Below are 13939 nucleotides of genomic sequence, written 5' to 3'. Positions count from 1 at the left end.
TGGGCGTCAGTGACGCACCCCAGTGGTTGATCTCGGCCTGGACACGGGCCTGTGTGGCAGCCGGAGCGACGGCATCCCGGGACGAGGTGGAGAAGGTCGGCGAGGCGCTCCTCGACCGGTGGTCCGAGCCCGGTAGGCACTTCCACAACCTGCGACACCTCACGGACGTCCTCGCACGCGTGGACGAGCTCGCCGAGGAGACGCACGAGCCGGACCTGGTGCGGCTCGCCGCCTGGTACCACGGTGCGATCTTCGACGCCGCCGAGCGGGCCTCCTACGCGCACCGCGGCGGTGAGGACGAGCGCGCGAGCGCCGCCCTGGCGCGGCGGGAGCTGGTCGACCTGGGCCTGCCGGAGCACGCCGTCCAGCGCGTCGTCGAGCTCGTCGAGGCGCTCGCCCGGCACGCGCCGGCGCCTGAGGACTTCGACTGCGCGGTGCTCTGCGACGCCGACCTCGCGATGCTCGCGTCCGAGCCGCAGAAGTACAAGGCGTACCTGGCCGAGGTCCGCGCCGAGTACGCGCACCTGCCGGTCGAGCAGTTCGTCCGCGCCCGGATCAAGATCCTGCGGCGCCTCGCCGAGCGGCAGAACCTCTTCGCGAGCCCGCTCGGTGCCGCCTGGGAGGAGTCCGCCCGGCAGAACGTCGGTGCGGAGCTCCACCGGCTCGAGAAGGAGCTCGCGCGCATCGAGGTCGACCGCGCGACGGCGACGAGCCGGCCCGACGGGACGGACGCGCACGCGGCATCGGTCACGTCCGGCGCCGACAGGGGCACCGCAGCACCTGGCGCCTGAGCGGCGGGTCCCTGGACGGCCCCTCTCGTCCACAGCCCCCGCGCTCGCGCCGTCCGTCCCCAGGCGCGACGGCCGCACGGCCCGCGCCGTCCCTCGGCTCCCTAGCGTCGGCACCTCCGAGCACAGGCCGGCCCGACGCCGGCCAGGACCCAGGAGGACGCATGAGCAGGTACGAGGTCGACAGCGCACAGGTCGCCCAGGCGAGCGCCGCGGCGAGCACGTCGGTCGCCGTCATCCGGACGGAGGTCGCCGCGCTGCTCAGGCACCTGACGGACCTCCAGGCAGGCTGGCGCGGCAGCGCGGCCGAGGCGTTCGGCGGGGTCCTGGCCGACTGGTCGGCGACCCAGAAGCACGTCGAGGCGAGCCTCGACCAGATCACCGCGTCGCTGGGCACCGCCGCGCAGCACTACGCGGACGCGGAGCAGCAGGCCTCGCGGCTCTTCCTGCGCTGAGCGCCGACGGCGGCCGCCCGGGCGGGTGGCCGCCGTCACCCCTCGGCGTCCGCCGGGTGGCCGCCGTCACCTCTCGGTGGTGTGGGTCCGCACGGTCGACCCGACCTCGACGAGCCCGTCGAGCGACGCCCACGCCCCCTCGTGGAGGAACCCGCAGGCCGTCACCGGCCACTGCGGCCGGACCGCCCTCCCGGCCGCGTCGACGAGGTAGATCTGCGGCTGGAGCTCCGCCATCGCCGGGCAGGCCTGGTCCTGCGGAACCGGGTCCGACGGACGCGCGAGCGCGACGAGCAGGGGCGCGAGGTCGCCCTCGAACGTCACCTCGAGGACGGTGAGGACGTCCGTCGGGGTCGGCGCCTCCTGCCCGCCACCGTCCGCACCCGCCAGACCGGGGTCCGCGTCCACCTGCCCACCGTCTGCGCCCGCCCGCCCGCCGAGCTGGTCGGACAGGTCGACCTGCGCACCGTCCGACGGACCGACCAGGTCCGGCACGACGACCGGTGGGACCGGCTCGAGCAGCGTCAACGCCGGCCCACGGCACATGACGACCTGCACGGGCTCGAACCCGACGGGGACGCTGCCGGCGCTCGGCGCCTGGCGGCCGGTCCTGACCTGGCTGCCCAGCACGCCCGCGAGGACGTCGTCCGCAAGGCAGTCCGGGCCGCCGTCAGCGATCTGCGCGGGCGGGGACGGTGTCTGCGGCGAGGCGGTCACGCGCGCGTGCACGCCCACCGCGACGAGGACCACCACGGCGACGACGCCCACGGTCGTCGCTGCGGCACGGTCGCTCACACGTCCCACGGCGCACCTCCCCGACGGCCTGCACGGCCCCACCCGGTTCGTGTCCCGACGCGGCCTGACCTTGCACACGTGCGCCGTGGACGCGACATACGTGCGTCGTGGACGCCGGCGCACTCATCCCGCGAGGCGCCCGCGCGGGCGCGCCGTGGTTGGATCACCGGATGTCCACGGCCCCGTGCGGCGGGGTGCCCGACGAGACAGGCAGGGAGGTGCAGCGCACCGTGACCGTCCTGCTCGACCCTCCGCTGTGGCCGCGCCACGGCACCGTCTGGGGTCACCTCGTGAGTGACACGTCGCTCGAGGAGCTCCACGCGTTCGCGGCGCGCGCCGGTCTCCCGCGTCGAGCCTTCGACCTCGACCACTACGACGTGCCGACGGACCGCTACGAGGAGCTGGTCGCCCTCGGTGCGACAGTCGTCGGCACCCGAGAGCTCGTCCGACGCCTGCGCGCCTCGGGCCTGCGCGTCACGTCGCGGGACCGCCGCGCCTGAGGCAGACGACCCGGGCACACGTGGCCGGGGACGACGAACGGCGGGCGCCCCCCGAAGGGGACGCCCGCCGCTGGACTGCTGGGGTCAGGAGCGATGACCGGACCGGGCCGAGGCCCGGGAGCCGATCAGAAGTCCATGCCGCCCATGCCGCCGTCGCCGCCCTGAGCCGGCGCGTGCTTCTCCGGCTTGTCGGCCACGACAGCCTCGGTCGTCAGGAACAGGGCCGCGATCGACGCCGCGTTCTGCAGCGCGGAGCGCGTCACCTTGACCGGGTCGTTGACGCCCGCGGCGAGGAGGTCCTCGTACACGCCGGTCGCGGCGTTGAGGCCGTGACCCGACGGGAGGTTGCGGACCTTCTCCGCCACGACGCCGCCCTCGAGGCCGGCGTTGATGGCGATCTGCTTGAGCGGCGCGTCGACGGCGAGCTGCACGATGCGTGCACCCGTCGCCTCGTCGCCCTCGAGCCCGAGGATGTCGGCCTGCTCGAACGCGAGCTTGCCGGCCTGGATGAGCGCGACGCCACCACCGGCGACGATGCCCTCCTCGACGGCAGCCTTCGCGTTGCGGACGGCGTCCTCGATGCGGTGCTTGCGCTCCTTGAGCTCGACCTCCGTGGCCGCGCCGGCCTTGATGACGGCGACGCCACCGGCGAGCTTGGCGAGACGCTCCTGGAGCTTCTCACGGTCGTAGTCCGAGTCGGAGTTCTCGATCTCGGCACGGATCTGCGCGACCCGGCCCGCGATGGCCTCGGCGTCGCCCAGGCCCTCGACGATCGTGGTCTCGTCCTTCGTGACGACGATCTTGCGCGCCTGGCCGAGCAGCTCGAGCCCGGCGTTCTCGAGCTTGAGACCGACGGTCTCCGAGATGACCTGGCCGCCCGTGAGGATGGCCATGTCCTGGAGCATCGCCTTGCGGCGGTCGCCGAAGCCGGGGGCCTTGACGGCCAGCGACTTGAACGTGCCCTTGATCTTGTTGACGACGAGGGTGGCGAGGGCCTCGCCCTCGATGTCCTCGGCGACGATGAACAGCGGCTTGCCGGACTGGATGACCTTCTCCAGCAGCGGCAGCAGGTCCTTGACGTTGGCGATCTTGGACTCGACGAGCAGCACGTAGGCGTCCTCGAGGACGGCCTCCTGGCGCTCCGGGTCGGTGACGAAGTACGCCGACAGGAAGCCCTTGTCGAAGCGCATGCCCTCGGTCAGCTCGAGCTCGAGGCCCAGGGCGCTCGACTCCTCGACCGTGATGACGCCTTCCTTGCCGACCTTGTCCATCGCCTCGGCGATGAGCTCGCCGATGGCCGGGTCCCCGGCGGAGATGCCCGCGGTCGCGGCGATCTCCTCCTTGGTCTCGACCTCCTTGGCGGCGGTGAGCAGCTGCGCGGTGACGGCCTCGACGGCCTTCTCGATGCCGCGCTTGAGGGCGATCGGGTTGGCGCCGGCAGCGACGTTGCGCAGGCCCTCGCGGACGAGCGCCTGGGCGAGCACGGTGGCGGTGGTGGTGCCGTCGCCAGCGACGTCGTCCGTCTTCTTGGCGACCTCCTTGACGAGCTCGGCGCCGATCTTCTCGAGGGGCTCCTCGAGCTCGATCTCCTTGGCGATGGAGACACCGTCGTTGGTGATCGTGGGGGCGCCCCACTTCTTCTCGAGCACGACGTTGCGGCCCTTGGGACCGAGGGTGACCTTGACGGCGTCGGCCAGGGCGTTCATGCCCCGCTCCATACCGCGGCGGGCATCCTCGTCGAAGGCAATGATCTTGGCCATTCGGAATGATCCTCCGGTTGTGGCGGTGTCCTGGACGTGGCGCCCGCGACGGACGGCCCGGGCCCGAGGCGGTCACGTCCCGCCACCGAGCCCCGGACCTCACCAGGCCCAGGTACGTTCTGTCACTCTCGGGTCGAGAGTGCTAACTCATTATTGGCACTCGGCACCGGTGAGTGCAAGCGGCGCGCACACCCCACGAGGGGGCGTTCGCCCAGCGCGCAGCCGGCACGGCCCCCGGCTCTCACGGAGCGAGCGACGGGGGGCGTCGGATCCCGAACACGTCGGCCAGCACGCGTCGGGCGGCGTGCCACCCGCCCATGCCGTGCACGCCCGGCCCGGGCGGGACCGCGGCGGAGCACAGGTAGACCCCGTCACCCGCCCGGTACGGGTCCCAGCGCGGCGCGGGCCCGCCGAGGACACGGCGCAGCGTCACGGCGCCCGCGGCAATGTCGCCCCCCACGTAGTTCGCGTTGTCGTCGGCCATGCGGGCGGCAGGCACGCACCGCGCCGCGACGACGACGTCCCGGAACCCGGGCGCGTACCGCTCGACCTGCGCGGTCACGGCCTCCGTCACGTCAACGACCGACCGCGCGGGCACGTGCGCGTACGTCCACAGCGGCCGGGTGCCGTCGCGGCCGAGCCGGCCCGGGTCCGTCAGCGACGGGTCGCTGACGAGCACGACCGGGTGGGCGGCGTGCCGACCGCGGGCCACCGCGTCCTCCGCCGCGGCCATCTGCTCGCGCGTCCCACCCAGGTGGACGGTCGAGGCGCGCCCGACGCCGTCCGCCGCCCACGGCACGGGCCCGGACAGGACGAAGTCGACCTTCGCGGCCCCGGCGCCGTGCCGGTAGCGCCCGTACGCGGCGGCGACGCCCGGGGCGAGGTGCCGCGGCAGCACGCGCGCGACGAGCGAGGGCACGGTGTCGAACACGTACGCGCGCGCCGCGGGCAGGTCGTCGGACGTCCGGACGGCGTGGCCCGTCCGCACGACGCCGCCGTGCGCGGCGAGGTCCGCGAGGAGGGCGTCCGTGATCGCCTGCGACCCGCCGCGCGGCAGCGCCCACCCGCCGGCGTGGGCGAGCGTGCTCAGGAGCAGCGAGGTGCCCGCGGCCGGGATCGAGGGCAGGCGCGTCGTGGTGTGCGCTGCGACACCCGTCAGGAGCGCCGGCGCGACGGGGCCCCGGAACCGTCGGCCCCACGTCGCGCCGAGGCCCTGCTCCGCCGCCCGCAGGGCGAGGCGCAGCGCGGTGGGCAGGTCGGCCGGGACGTGGCGGTGGTCGCCCAGGAGCAGCGCCACGAGGCCGTCCACGTGCTCGACCAGGGGCGCCATGAGGTCGAGCCAGGCGGCGCCGTCGACGCCCAGCCCGTCCGCGGTGCGGCCGAGGTCCCGCAGCGCGAGGCCGGCCACGCCACCGTCGAGGGGCTGCGCGTAGGACACCTCGGGGACGGCGAGCTCGACGCCACGCGCCGCGAGGTCGAAGCGCCGGAAGAACGGCGAGGCGAGCGCGAGCGGGTGCACCGCGCTGCACACGTCGTGCACGACGCCCGGACCCAGCCCGAGGTCGGCCGTACGCGCGCCCCCGCCGGCCGTCGGCTGCGCCTCGAGCACCTCGACCGCCAGGCCCGACCGCGCGAGCGTCACCGCTGCGGCGAGGCCGCCCGGGCCCGACCCGACGACGACGACGTCCACGACGCGGCCGGCCCCGGCGTCAGATCGCGCGGACCTGCTCGGCCTGCGGCCCCTTGGCGCCCTGGCCGACCTGGTACTCGACCTCCTGGCCCTCCTCGAGCGCGCGGTAGCCGTCGGCCTGGATCGCACTGAAGTGGACGAAGACGTCCGGACCGCCGTCGGCCTGGGTGATGAACCCGAAGCCCTTCTCGGCGTTGAACCACTTGACGGTGCCCTGAGCCATCGCTGCTCCTGTCGCGCTGAACGAGTGATGCCGTGAACGGCCGAGCCTAGCGGGGTCGCTCAGGAGCGGTAGTCGGCGGCGAGCACGACCACGATGCCCTCGGGCGCCTCCTCCGCCGACTCCTGGACCGCGGTCAGGCCCAGGGCTGCCGCGGCGGCCTGCGCCGTGGCGACGTGGTCGGCGTTCGGGTAGTACACGACCGACGTGTCGAGGTCGGCGCCGTCCCAGTTGCCCGCCTCGACGGACGTGAAGCCGGCCTCCTCGAGACGGTCCGCGGCGCCGCCGGCGAGGCCGGAGCGCGACGTCGCGTTGAAGACCTCGACGGGCGTCGCCAGGTTCGCGACGGGAGGCGGGGGCGCCTCGACGGTCGGCTCCGCGGCGGGCGTCTCCTCCGTGGTCGCGCCGTCGGCCGGGGTCTCCTCGGTCGCCGTGTCGTCCGTCGCCGGCTCGTCCTCGGCCGTGTCCGTCGTGTCGGTCGTCGTCGTGTCGGCGCCGGGGAGGCCCTCCCAGTCGGACAGCCACGTGACGATCCCGTACGCGAGCGCAGGGAAGACGACGAGGACGACGAGGAACGGGAGCCAACGACTCAGCCGGCTCCGCGGCCTGCGGTGCGCTCCGCGCGGACCACCTGCCACGTCCGCCGCGTCGAACTCGTCCGGGGGGTGGGGGTAGTCGCGGGCGCTCACGGCGGCAAGGCTAGCGGTCGCGCCGGTGGGTCAGCCGTCGATCCCGAGACGACGCGCGGTGCGGGCCCGCTGACGGGTGGTGCGCATGCGGCGCAGGCGCTTGATGAGCATCGGGTCGTACGCGAGGGCCGCGGGCGAGTCGATGAGCGCGTTGAGGACCTGGTAGTAGCGGGTGGCGGACATCTCGAAGAGCTCGCGGACGGCCTGCTCCTTGGCGCCCGCGTACTTCCACCACTGGCGCTCGAAGGCGAGGATCTGCTGGTCGCGCTCGGACAGCTCGCTCGCGGCCGCGGGCTCGTGGCCCCGCTCGGCCAGCGTGCTGATCGCCATGGCGTCCATGCGTGCTCTCCCGTGCTCGTCCTCGTGCGGCGCTGCGTGCCCCACGACCCACCGACGCGCCTGGCTTCCTCGACCCCTCGTCGGGGTGTCGTGCCGCCATCCGCGCCGTCCTCATGCTACGCCGCTAATCACAGCCATGTCATTCCCCGGGCGAGTCGCGCGACGGCGCTAGGGTCCACCCGTGCCGCGCCTGCCGCTCGACCAGATCATGGCGCCCGACTGGGCCGCCGCGCTCGCCCCCGTCGAGCCGAGGCTGCGCACGATCGGCGACCTCCTGCGGGCCGAGACGGCGGCGGGGCACCGCTACCTACCCGCCCCCGACGCGGTGCTCCGCGCCTTCGCGCGGCCCATGGCCGAGGTCCGCGTGCTGGTCGTGGGCCAGGACCCCTACCCGACGCCCGGGCACGCCGTCGGGCTGTCCTTCTGCGTGGCGCCCGACGTGCGACCGCTCCCCCGGTCCCTGCAGAACATCTACCGTGAGCTCGCCGACGACGTCGGCTGCTCGCCCGGGCCGTCCGGCGACCTGACGGGGTGGGCCGAGCAGGGCGTCCTGCTGCTCAACCGTGTGCTCACGGTGCGGGAGGGCAGCCCCGCGTCGCACCGGTCGCTGGGCTGGCAGGAGGTCACCGACCGGGCCGTCGCGGCCCTCGTCGAGCGCGGCGGACCGCTGGTCGCCGTCCTGTGGGGCCGGGACGCGCAGGAGCTGCGGCCCGCGCTCCACGGCGTGCCGCTCGTGCAGAGCGTGCACCCCAGCCCGCTGTCCGCCGCGCGCGGCTTCTTCGGCTCGAAGCCCTTCTCGCGCGTCAACGCGCTGCTCGCGGAGCAGGGCGCGCCGCCCGTGGACTGGGCCAGGCACGCGGGTACGGGCGCCGGCGCGGTAGCGCTCGAGCCGCCAGCGGGCGCCGACCAGCCGACCCCGGGCGCACCGACCGGTGCCGCTCCGTCCCCACGGAGCGGCACCACGTCAGTGGGCTGAGGTCTAGGCCTCGGCCTCCCTGAGCACGATGCTCACTCCCGTGAGCTGCTCCGCGCTCACCGGCGTCGCCGCCGGCACCACGACCGCCATGTCCGGCGCGTCCACCACTGCGGTGATGTCGGCCAACGAGACCCCCCCGGGTCCGCTGAGGGTCACGACGACGTCGTAGCCCTGGCAGCGCTCGTCCAGCCCCGACAGCCGGGCAGCGCTCACCCCGTATCCCTGCAGCGACGCGTCGTACGCGACGTCGTAGTCGATGTCGACCTGAGAGGAGGAGCACCGCTCGGTGCTCTGACTCCCGATCAGGATCTGCTCGCCACCCAGGTCGAGCCCGGCCGCGGACGCGGCACGGACGCCCACGAGGGCGAGCGCGACGAGGGCCACCGATGCGGCCTGTCGATTCTTGCGGCTGATCATCTGTCCCCCTCCTGGGTCCGAGATGGTTCCTGCACTCCCTGAGCCGGACATCCGTGTCCGGCGTTCGCCCCGTGGTCGCGTCCTGCGGCCTGGGGCGGGATGCCTCGAGGAGGCTAGGGGTGGCGGCCCGGTTCAGCGCCGTGCGCTGGGAGGGAGGTGGCCCACGTGGGTGACGTGATGCTCATGATCGGCCTCTTGTCGTTCGGTGGCCCGGCTGACCCCAGGGGTCCCGTGGCTTTGCGTCCCCACCTCACGATGGGTTTGCCTCTTGTCGCTGACCTGCCCAGGATGACCCACAGGGGACACATCGTCCATACCCGGGAAGGACAGGGGCGTCCGGTTTGGGCACGTACGGGGCATCGGAGCACACTCGCAGGATGGATTTCACCCGGTCCGCAGGCGCGGATCCCTCGACGCCTGCCGATAGGGCGCCCTCACCGTGGCGGCGGTACGTCGCGACCGGCGACTCCTTCACGGAGGGCCTGTGGGACGTCCCGGGAGGCGAACCACCCGTGCGCACCGAGACCGTCGACCCGACGCTGCCGTGCCGGGGCTGGGCGGACCTGCTCGCGGCCCACCTCGCCGAGCGCTCGGGCGGCGAGCCCGTCGCGTACGCGAACCTCGCGATCCGCGGGCGCCTCCTCGCACCGATCCTGCGGGACCAGGTGCCGGCCGCCCTCGACCTCGGCGCCGACCTCGTGAGCCTCGTCGGCGGCGGCAACGACATGCTGCGGCCCGCGGCCGACCCGGACCGCATGGCGGCGGCTGTCGAGCGCGCTGTCGTCCGCCTGCGCGCGGCGGGCGCGGACGTCCTGCTCGGCACGGGCATGGACGCCAAGGACAGCCCCGTGGTGCGTCGCACCCGCGGACGCGTCGCCGTGCTCAACTCCCACGTCTGGTCGATCGCCCGCCGCCACGGCGCGCACGTGCTCGACGTGTGGGGCATGGCGTCGCTGCGCGACTGGCGCATGTGGGCACCCGACCGGATCCACCTGACCACCGAGGGTCACCGGCGCGTGGCCCAGGGCGCGCTCGTCGCGCTGGGCCTCGAGCCCGACGACCCGGCGTGGGACGACCCGATGACACCGCTGCCACCCCTCCCGCGGGCAGCCCAGCTGCGCGAGGACGCCGAGTGGTTCCGCGCCCACGCCTACCCGTGGGCGACGCGGCGACTGCGTGGCCGCTCCTCGGGTGACAGCCGCCGGCCCAAGCGGCCCGCGCTCGAGCCGGTCGACGCCGGCCCGGCACCCGGCGGCCCTGGCGGGCCGGTCGGCCCGGCCGGGCCGGGCGGCCCGGGCAGCACGGGCGTCAGGAGCAGCTGAGCAGGTTCTGGTTGCCGCCGATCCAGCTGTTGGCGATGAGCGTGAACGTCTGGGGCGCCGACGCCGTCGCGCCCGAGCCGGTGACCCGGTAGACGGGCAGGTCGGCGCAGCCCGTCTGGCTGGTCAGGGTCGTCGGACCTCCGAGGTCGGAGACGGCGCGGAACCCGGGCGCCGCGAAGTTGAAGGTCAGCTCCCACGGCTCGGCCGTCGGGGTGCTCGTCGTGACACGCACGGTGATGTCGTGGCGGTCGGGGTTGAGCCACTCCCACCAGTTCGCCGCGTCGGTCGCGGTCGCCGTGCAGGTCGCGGCCGGGTTGCCGGGGATGCGGCAGGAGACGGCGGGGAGCATCGATACCGGCAGGCCCCAGCCGCTGACCGTCGCCCTGACCGTGGTCGCGGTGCCCACCGTGTAGGCGCCGCTGAGCGGCACGGTGTAGCGCGTCGCGGTCGGCGAGGCGGCCACGGCCGTTCCGGTGCGCGCCGTCGAGCCGTTCACCACCGCGACGTTCACGGGACGGCCGGCGCACGCCTCCGGGACGGTGACCGTGACGGCCGTGTACTGGTTGCCGGAGCGGGTCGCGGGCACCGCCGTCGCCGTCCCCGGGCAGGGATGGGTCACGTGCATGGCCTGGAGCGTGCGGCTGGTCACCGCGAGGCTCGCGGCGCTCGCGTGGCCAAGGGTCGCCGTGACGCCGAGCAGGAGCACGACGGCGAGCAGCAGGAGGCGCCTCACGCCGTCACTCCTCTCGTCGTGGGACCGGTCGCCGGTCCGCCGACCGGGAGGGCGTCGTCGTCCGCGTCGTGCGGTTCGTGCGCGCCGTGCGCGTCGAGCGGATCGTGCGGGTCGAGCAGGGGGCCGGGTGCGTCGTCGTCCGCGTCGGCGGGCTCCGCGGCAGGCGTCGCAGCACCCTGCGCGGCGTCGTCGTCGGCGTCCGGCTCGTCGCTCGGCCAGATCACGACGGCGAGCGCCACCACGAGCAGCGAGATCCAGGTGAGCGGGCTCAGCAGGATCGACGCGAACCGGCCGACCTGCGGAAGGTGCAGCACGGGGGAACCGAGGATCTCCTCGGCGCGTGGTTCCCACGGGTCGACGAAGTCGTTGTTGTCGCCTTGGACGAGCCACCCGTCGTCGGCCGAACCGCCGATGACGCGGTGGATGATGCGCGCACCGCCGGTGTCGGCCGGCTGGTAGACGATCACGTCGCCCACCTCGACCTCGCCGCAGCGGGACACGACCAGGTCACCGGTGTAGTACGTGGGTTCCATCGACTCGCCGGACACGATCGTCACGGTCGTGCAGCCGCCGAGCGAGCTCGGCCACAGGAACCAGCCGAGGACGACGGCGCCGACGAGCCACAGGGCGCCCGAGGCGTGGCCGAGCAGCCGGCGCGGGAGTCCCGCGCCGGCTGCACCGGACACCTCGTGGGTCGCCACGACAGGGCTCGTACGAGCCACCGTCACCGGGTCACTTGGTGATGACGACCGCGACGTCGGTGATGGCGTCGGCCGGGATCGCCGCACCGAACGCGGCGGCGGTCGGCGTGAAGGTGCCGCCCGAGATGCTCGTGCCGGTGACCTCGCGCGTGGTGCCGCCTGCGATCACGGTGACCTTGATGGTGCCGCCGTCGCACGCCGCGGCGATGTCCGTCACGGACAGGCCGGTGGCGTTGTACGAGCCGGCCGCGAACGCCGACGTGTAGTCGACCTTCACGCCGTTGTCGTCGCACTTGCCGACCGCGACCTTGCCGGCCTGGAGCGTGCTGGTGTTGACGGTCAGCTGGGCCGCGGAGGCCAGCGAGAGGCCGGCGATGCCGACGACGGCGAGAGCGATCGCGGCGGACTTACGGCGCGTGGAAGCCATGAGGGTGTTCCTTCGGTGTCGGGTTCGGCGACGTTGGGGGACGCCGCCGCAAAGGGGGGTAGGACCGGCGTGGCCGGCCGTCCTGGGTTCCACGGTTGGGGACCCGGGGCCAGGACCCGCCAAGTCTGGCCCGCGTGATCATGCGTCAGGGGGCAGGAACGGGTGTGACGTCGCAGGTCACAGCGATTTCACCCGCTGGAGCCGGGCATTTCCGGACACTTCGGGCGGGCGGTTCGCCGCTCCATCACCCGTTCGGGTGAGCGGCGTGGAGCACATGTCCGGGTTTGGCGCCGGGTGGGGCCTTGGGGCCGGATGGAGCCGCCTGTCGGATTCGAACCGACGACCGTCCGCTTACAAGGCGGGAGCTCTACCACTGAGCTAAGGCGGCGCGGCGCCGGCGAGCCGGCGCGGCGTCAAGTCTGCCAGAGCGGCCCGGCCCCGCCTCGTGACGGGTCCGGGCCGCTCTGCCGTCAGCCGAGCAGGCTCGGCCCGTACTTGAGGGCGACGAGGCCTGCGAGCGCGATGAGCCACAGCCACACCACGACGACGTCGACCTCACGCGCGATCGCCGACCGGGCGACCGCGGAGGCCCGGGGCGGGAGGAAGAGGTTCCCGTCCCGGACGTTGACGTGCGTGAGCGTCGTGAACACCAGGGTCGTCGAGACCGTCACGAGCAGGCACCACGGGCACAGCGCCCCGATGACGAACATCGACTGCGCGAACAGCCAGTACGCGAAGATCACGCCCAGCGTGTAGACGACCTGCGCCGAGAACATGAACCAGCGCGGGAACCGCACCCCACCCAGCGACGCCACCGCGATGGTGATGACGACCGGCTCGGCGACCATCCCGAGGAACGCGTTCGGGAACCCGAACAGGCTCGCCTGCCACGACTGCGCGACCGCCCCGCAGGACAGCGTCGAGCTGATGTCGCAGGACAGCAGCTGGTCCGGGTTCTCCGCGAGCAGCAGGGCGTCGACCGAGAGCACGAACGACGCGAACAGGCTCACGCACGCCGAGATGAGCATCGTCGTGAAGATGAACCGGTTGTCGTGCCGGATCCGGAAGGCGCGCGCGACCAGGCCGTCGCGGTCCTGGGGTTGCGTCGCCTCCTCGGCGGCGTCCTCGGGCAGCGTCATGACGGGCGCGCCATGGTCAGCCACGGACCTGCTCGATCGCGGCCTCGAGCGCACCCTCGATGCGCCAGTCGACCCCGAGGTCGGTCAGGTTCTGGCCGTCGATGAGGATGGTCGGCGTGCCGAAGCCGTCGGGGAAGTCGCGCGAGGCCTGCTCGCTCGCGGCCAGGACCCACGGCTCGAACGAGTCGTCACCCTCGACGTAGCTGCCGTCCTCGATCGCCGCGGCGACCGCCTCGTCCACACCCGCGTCGCGCGCGATCGTGGCGATCTCCTCGTCGGACAGGCCCTGGGTGTTCTCGGCGGGCTGCCCCGCGAAGAGCGCCTCCGTGAACGCGACGAACGTCTCGGGGTCCTGGTCGGCGACCAGCGCTGAGGCGGTCGCGGCACGGGTCGAGAACTCGGTGCCCTGCGAGTAGCGGTCGAGGATCGAGACCGGCCGGTACTCGACGACGACCTCGCCGTTCTCCCTCAGCTCGGTGAGCGTCGGCCCGTTGAGCTGCTCGAACGCACCGCAGAGCGGGCACATGAAGTCGGAGTACACGACGACGTCGATCGGGTCGTCGCCCGAGGCGTCGTCGCCCGCGACGCCGTCCTGCCCGACGCGGATCCCGCCGGCGTCGGTCGCCGTGGCGGGCGCCGAGACGCTGCCCAGCGGGTCCTCGACCTCGGAGAAGTCGGGTGCCGGCTCCGGCATGTTGCTGAAGATCCAGAACACGATGCCGCCGACGACGAGCAGGCCGACGGCGAGCAGGCTGATGGCGACGGTGCGCTGGCGCTTGGCGGTGCGCTGCTGCTCCTCGCGGAGCTTGAGCGCCTGCGCGCGTGCGTCGTCACGACGCTGCGCCTTGGACGGGTTGGACATGGGACTCCTCCTGGACGGTTGGGTGGCCGGGGCCTGCCCTGGGTCTGGTGCACGGCCAGCAGCCGCCGTGCGGTCGGCCGTCGGTGGCCGGCCGACGTCCCGGGTGGGCGCGGACCGGGCCGTGACGAC

General features: G+C 73.8%; 16 protein-coding genes, 1 tRNA gene, 1 pseudogene and 1 riboswitch. Of the genes and pseudogenes, 5 read left to right on the top strand and 13 right to left on the bottom strand.

Annotation, left to right across the window (positions count from 1 at the left end):
- Positions 1-53: 53 nt before the first annotated feature.
- Both FZ988_RS09690 and FZ988_RS09685 read left to right on the top strand, forming a co-directional pair.
- Complete coding sequence (locus FZ988_RS09690) at positions 54-791, top strand: HD domain-containing protein (protein ID WP_425457966.1); 738 nt, start codon at positions 54-56, stop codon at positions 789-791.
- Positions 792-952: 161 nt separating this feature from the next.
- The gene (locus FZ988_RS09685; protein WP_149203810.1) at positions 953-1243 is read left to right on the top strand and encodes a WXG100 family type VII secretion target; all 291 of its coding nucleotides are present in this window, start codon (positions 953-955) and stop codon (positions 1241-1243) included.
- A 66-nt stretch (positions 1244-1309) separates the two neighbouring features.
- On the opposite strand, the gene FZ988_RS09680 is transcribed toward FZ988_RS09685, so the two are convergent.
- Positions 1310-2044 (bottom strand): hypothetical protein, encoded by a 735-nt coding sequence (locus tag FZ988_RS09680; protein ID WP_149203809.1) that lies wholly within the window; start codon positions 2042-2044, stop codon positions 1310-1312.
- 221 nt (positions 2045-2265) lie between these two features.
- Here FZ988_RS09680 and FZ988_RS09675 point away from each other — a divergent pair, with 221 nt between their 5' ends.
- Positions 2266-2535, top strand: a complete 270-nt coding sequence (locus tag FZ988_RS09675; protein ID WP_149203927.1) for a DUF4031 domain-containing protein — start codon at positions 2266-2268, stop codon at positions 2533-2535.
- Positions 2536-2660: 125 nt separating this feature from the next.
- Here the strand turns inward: FZ988_RS09675 and groL are convergent, their stop codons facing one another.
- The 5 genes from groL to FZ988_RS09650 all read right to left on the bottom strand — a co-directional run bounded on the left by groL (position 2661) and on the right by FZ988_RS09650 (position 7224).
- Entirely contained in the window at positions 2661-4295 is a 1635-nt protein-coding gene (groL, locus tag FZ988_RS09670) for a chaperonin GroEL (protein ID WP_149203808.1), read from the bottom strand.
- 241 nt (positions 4296-4536) lie between these two features.
- Positions 4537-5985: a phytoene desaturase family protein gene (locus FZ988_RS09665; protein WP_149203807.1), complete on the bottom strand. Its 1449-nt coding sequence runs from the start codon at positions 5983-5985 to the stop codon at positions 4537-4539.
- A 19-nt stretch (positions 5986-6004) separates the two neighbouring features.
- Positions 6005-6208, bottom strand: a complete 204-nt coding sequence (locus FZ988_RS09660; protein ID WP_149203806.1) for a cold-shock protein — start codon at positions 6206-6208, stop codon at positions 6005-6007.
- 59 nt (positions 6209-6267) lie between these two features.
- Entirely contained in the window at positions 6268-6894 is a 627-nt protein-coding gene (locus FZ988_RS09655; protein ID WP_149203805.1) for a LytR C-terminal domain-containing protein, read from the bottom strand.
- Positions 6895-6924: 30 nt separating this feature from the next.
- Positions 6925-7224, bottom strand: coding sequence for a DUF3263 domain-containing protein (locus tag FZ988_RS09650; protein ID WP_246169416.1), 300 nt, complete (start codon positions 7222-7224; stop codon positions 6925-6927).
- Positions 7225-7414: 190 nt separating this feature from the next.
- Between FZ988_RS09650 and FZ988_RS09645 the strand changes: the two are divergent.
- Positions 7415-8080 (top strand): annotated as a pseudogene (locus FZ988_RS09645) (uracil-DNA glycosylase); the annotation flags it as partial.
- 132 nt (positions 8081-8212) lie between these two features.
- Here the strand turns inward: FZ988_RS09645 and FZ988_RS09640 are convergent.
- Complete coding sequence (locus tag FZ988_RS09640; RefSeq protein WP_149203802.1) at positions 8213-8626, bottom strand: hypothetical protein; 414 nt, start codon at positions 8624-8626, stop codon at positions 8213-8215.
- A 201-nt stretch (positions 8627-8827) separates the two neighbouring features.
- Positions 8828-8902, bottom strand: a riboswitch (cyclic di-GMP riboswitch).
- Between the two features lie 101 nt (positions 8903-9003).
- On the opposite strand from FZ988_RS09640, the gene FZ988_RS09635 reads away from it, so the two are divergent.
- Positions 9004-9948: an SGNH/GDSL hydrolase family protein gene (locus tag FZ988_RS09635; protein ID WP_149203801.1), complete on the top strand. Its 945-nt coding sequence runs from the start codon at positions 9004-9006 to the stop codon at positions 9946-9948.
- Here FZ988_RS09635 and FZ988_RS09630 read toward each other — a convergent pair.
- The 6 genes from FZ988_RS09630 to FZ988_RS09605 form a co-directional block, all read right to left on the bottom strand.
- On the bottom strand, positions 9935-10681 hold the full coding sequence (locus FZ988_RS09630) for a hypothetical protein (RefSeq protein WP_149203800.1): 747 nt from the start codon (positions 10679-10681) through the stop codon (positions 9935-9937). The genes FZ988_RS09635 and FZ988_RS09630 overlap by 14 nt on opposite strands.
- Positions 10678-11382 carry a signal peptidase I gene (locus tag FZ988_RS09625; RefSeq protein ID WP_149203799.1) on the bottom strand — a complete coding sequence of 235 codons (705 nt, stop codon included), beginning with the start codon at positions 11380-11382 and terminating at the stop codon, positions 10678-10680. Before FZ988_RS09625 ends, FZ988_RS09630 begins: the two co-directional genes overlap by 4 nt.
- A gap of 31 nt (positions 11383-11413) precedes the next feature.
- Positions 11414-11809, bottom strand: coding sequence for a hypothetical protein (locus FZ988_RS09620; RefSeq protein ID WP_149203798.1), 396 nt, complete (start codon positions 11807-11809; stop codon positions 11414-11416).
- Between the two features lie 313 nt (positions 11810-12122).
- Positions 12123-12197, bottom strand: a tRNA-Thr gene (locus tag FZ988_RS09615).
- 82 nt (positions 12198-12279) lie between these two features.
- Positions 12280-12972 carry a vitamin K epoxide reductase family protein gene (locus tag FZ988_RS09610; protein WP_246169378.1) on the bottom strand — a complete coding sequence of 231 codons (693 nt, stop codon included), beginning with the start codon at positions 12970-12972 and terminating at the stop codon, positions 12280-12282.
- The gene (locus tag FZ988_RS09605) at positions 12965-13810 is read right to left on the bottom strand and encodes a DsbA family protein (protein WP_149203797.1); all 846 of its coding nucleotides are present in this window, start codon (positions 13808-13810) and stop codon (positions 12965-12967) included. Before FZ988_RS09605 ends, FZ988_RS09610 begins: the two co-directional genes overlap by 8 nt.
- Positions 13811-13939: the final 129 nt, after the last annotated feature.

The organism is Actinotalea subterranea (assembly GCF_008364845.1).
Lineage (GTDB): Bacteria > Actinomycetota > Actinomycetes > Actinomycetales > Cellulomonadaceae > Actinotalea > Actinotalea subterranea.
This window is presented reverse-complemented; position numbering and strand designations above follow the sequence as displayed.

Excerpts from the sequence above, each read along its gene's own strand:
- FZ988_RS09685 (WP_149203810.1), top strand. The coding sequence starts at position 953 with ATGAGCAGGTACGAGGTCGACAGCGCACAGGTCGCCCAGGCGAGCGCC.
- groL (WP_149203808.1), bottom strand. The coding sequence starts at position 4,295 with ATGGCCAAGATCATTGCCTTCGACGAGGATGCCCGCCGCGGTATGGAG.
- FZ988_RS09660 (WP_149203806.1), bottom strand. The coding sequence starts at position 6,208 with ATGGCTCAGGGCACCGTCAAGTGGTTCAACGCCGAGAAGGGCTTCGGG.
- FZ988_RS09650 (WP_246169416.1), bottom strand. The coding sequence starts at position 7,224 with ATGGCGATCAGCACGCTGGCCGAGCGGGGCCACGAGCCCGCGGCCGCG.
- FZ988_RS09640 (WP_149203802.1), bottom strand. The coding sequence starts at position 8,626 with ATGATCAGCCGCAAGAATCGACAGGCCGCATCGGTGGCCCTCGTCGCG.
- FZ988_RS09635 (WP_149203801.1), top strand. The coding sequence starts at position 9,004 with ATGGATTTCACCCGGTCCGCAGGCGCGGATCCCTCGACGCCTGCCGAT.
- FZ988_RS09620 (WP_149203798.1), bottom strand. The coding sequence starts at position 11,809 with ATGGCTTCCACGCGCCGTAAGTCCGCCGCGATCGCTCTCGCCGTCGTC.
- FZ988_RS09605 (WP_149203797.1), bottom strand. The coding sequence starts at position 13,810 with ATGTCCAACCCGTCCAAGGCGCAGCGTCGTGACGACGCACGCGCGCAG.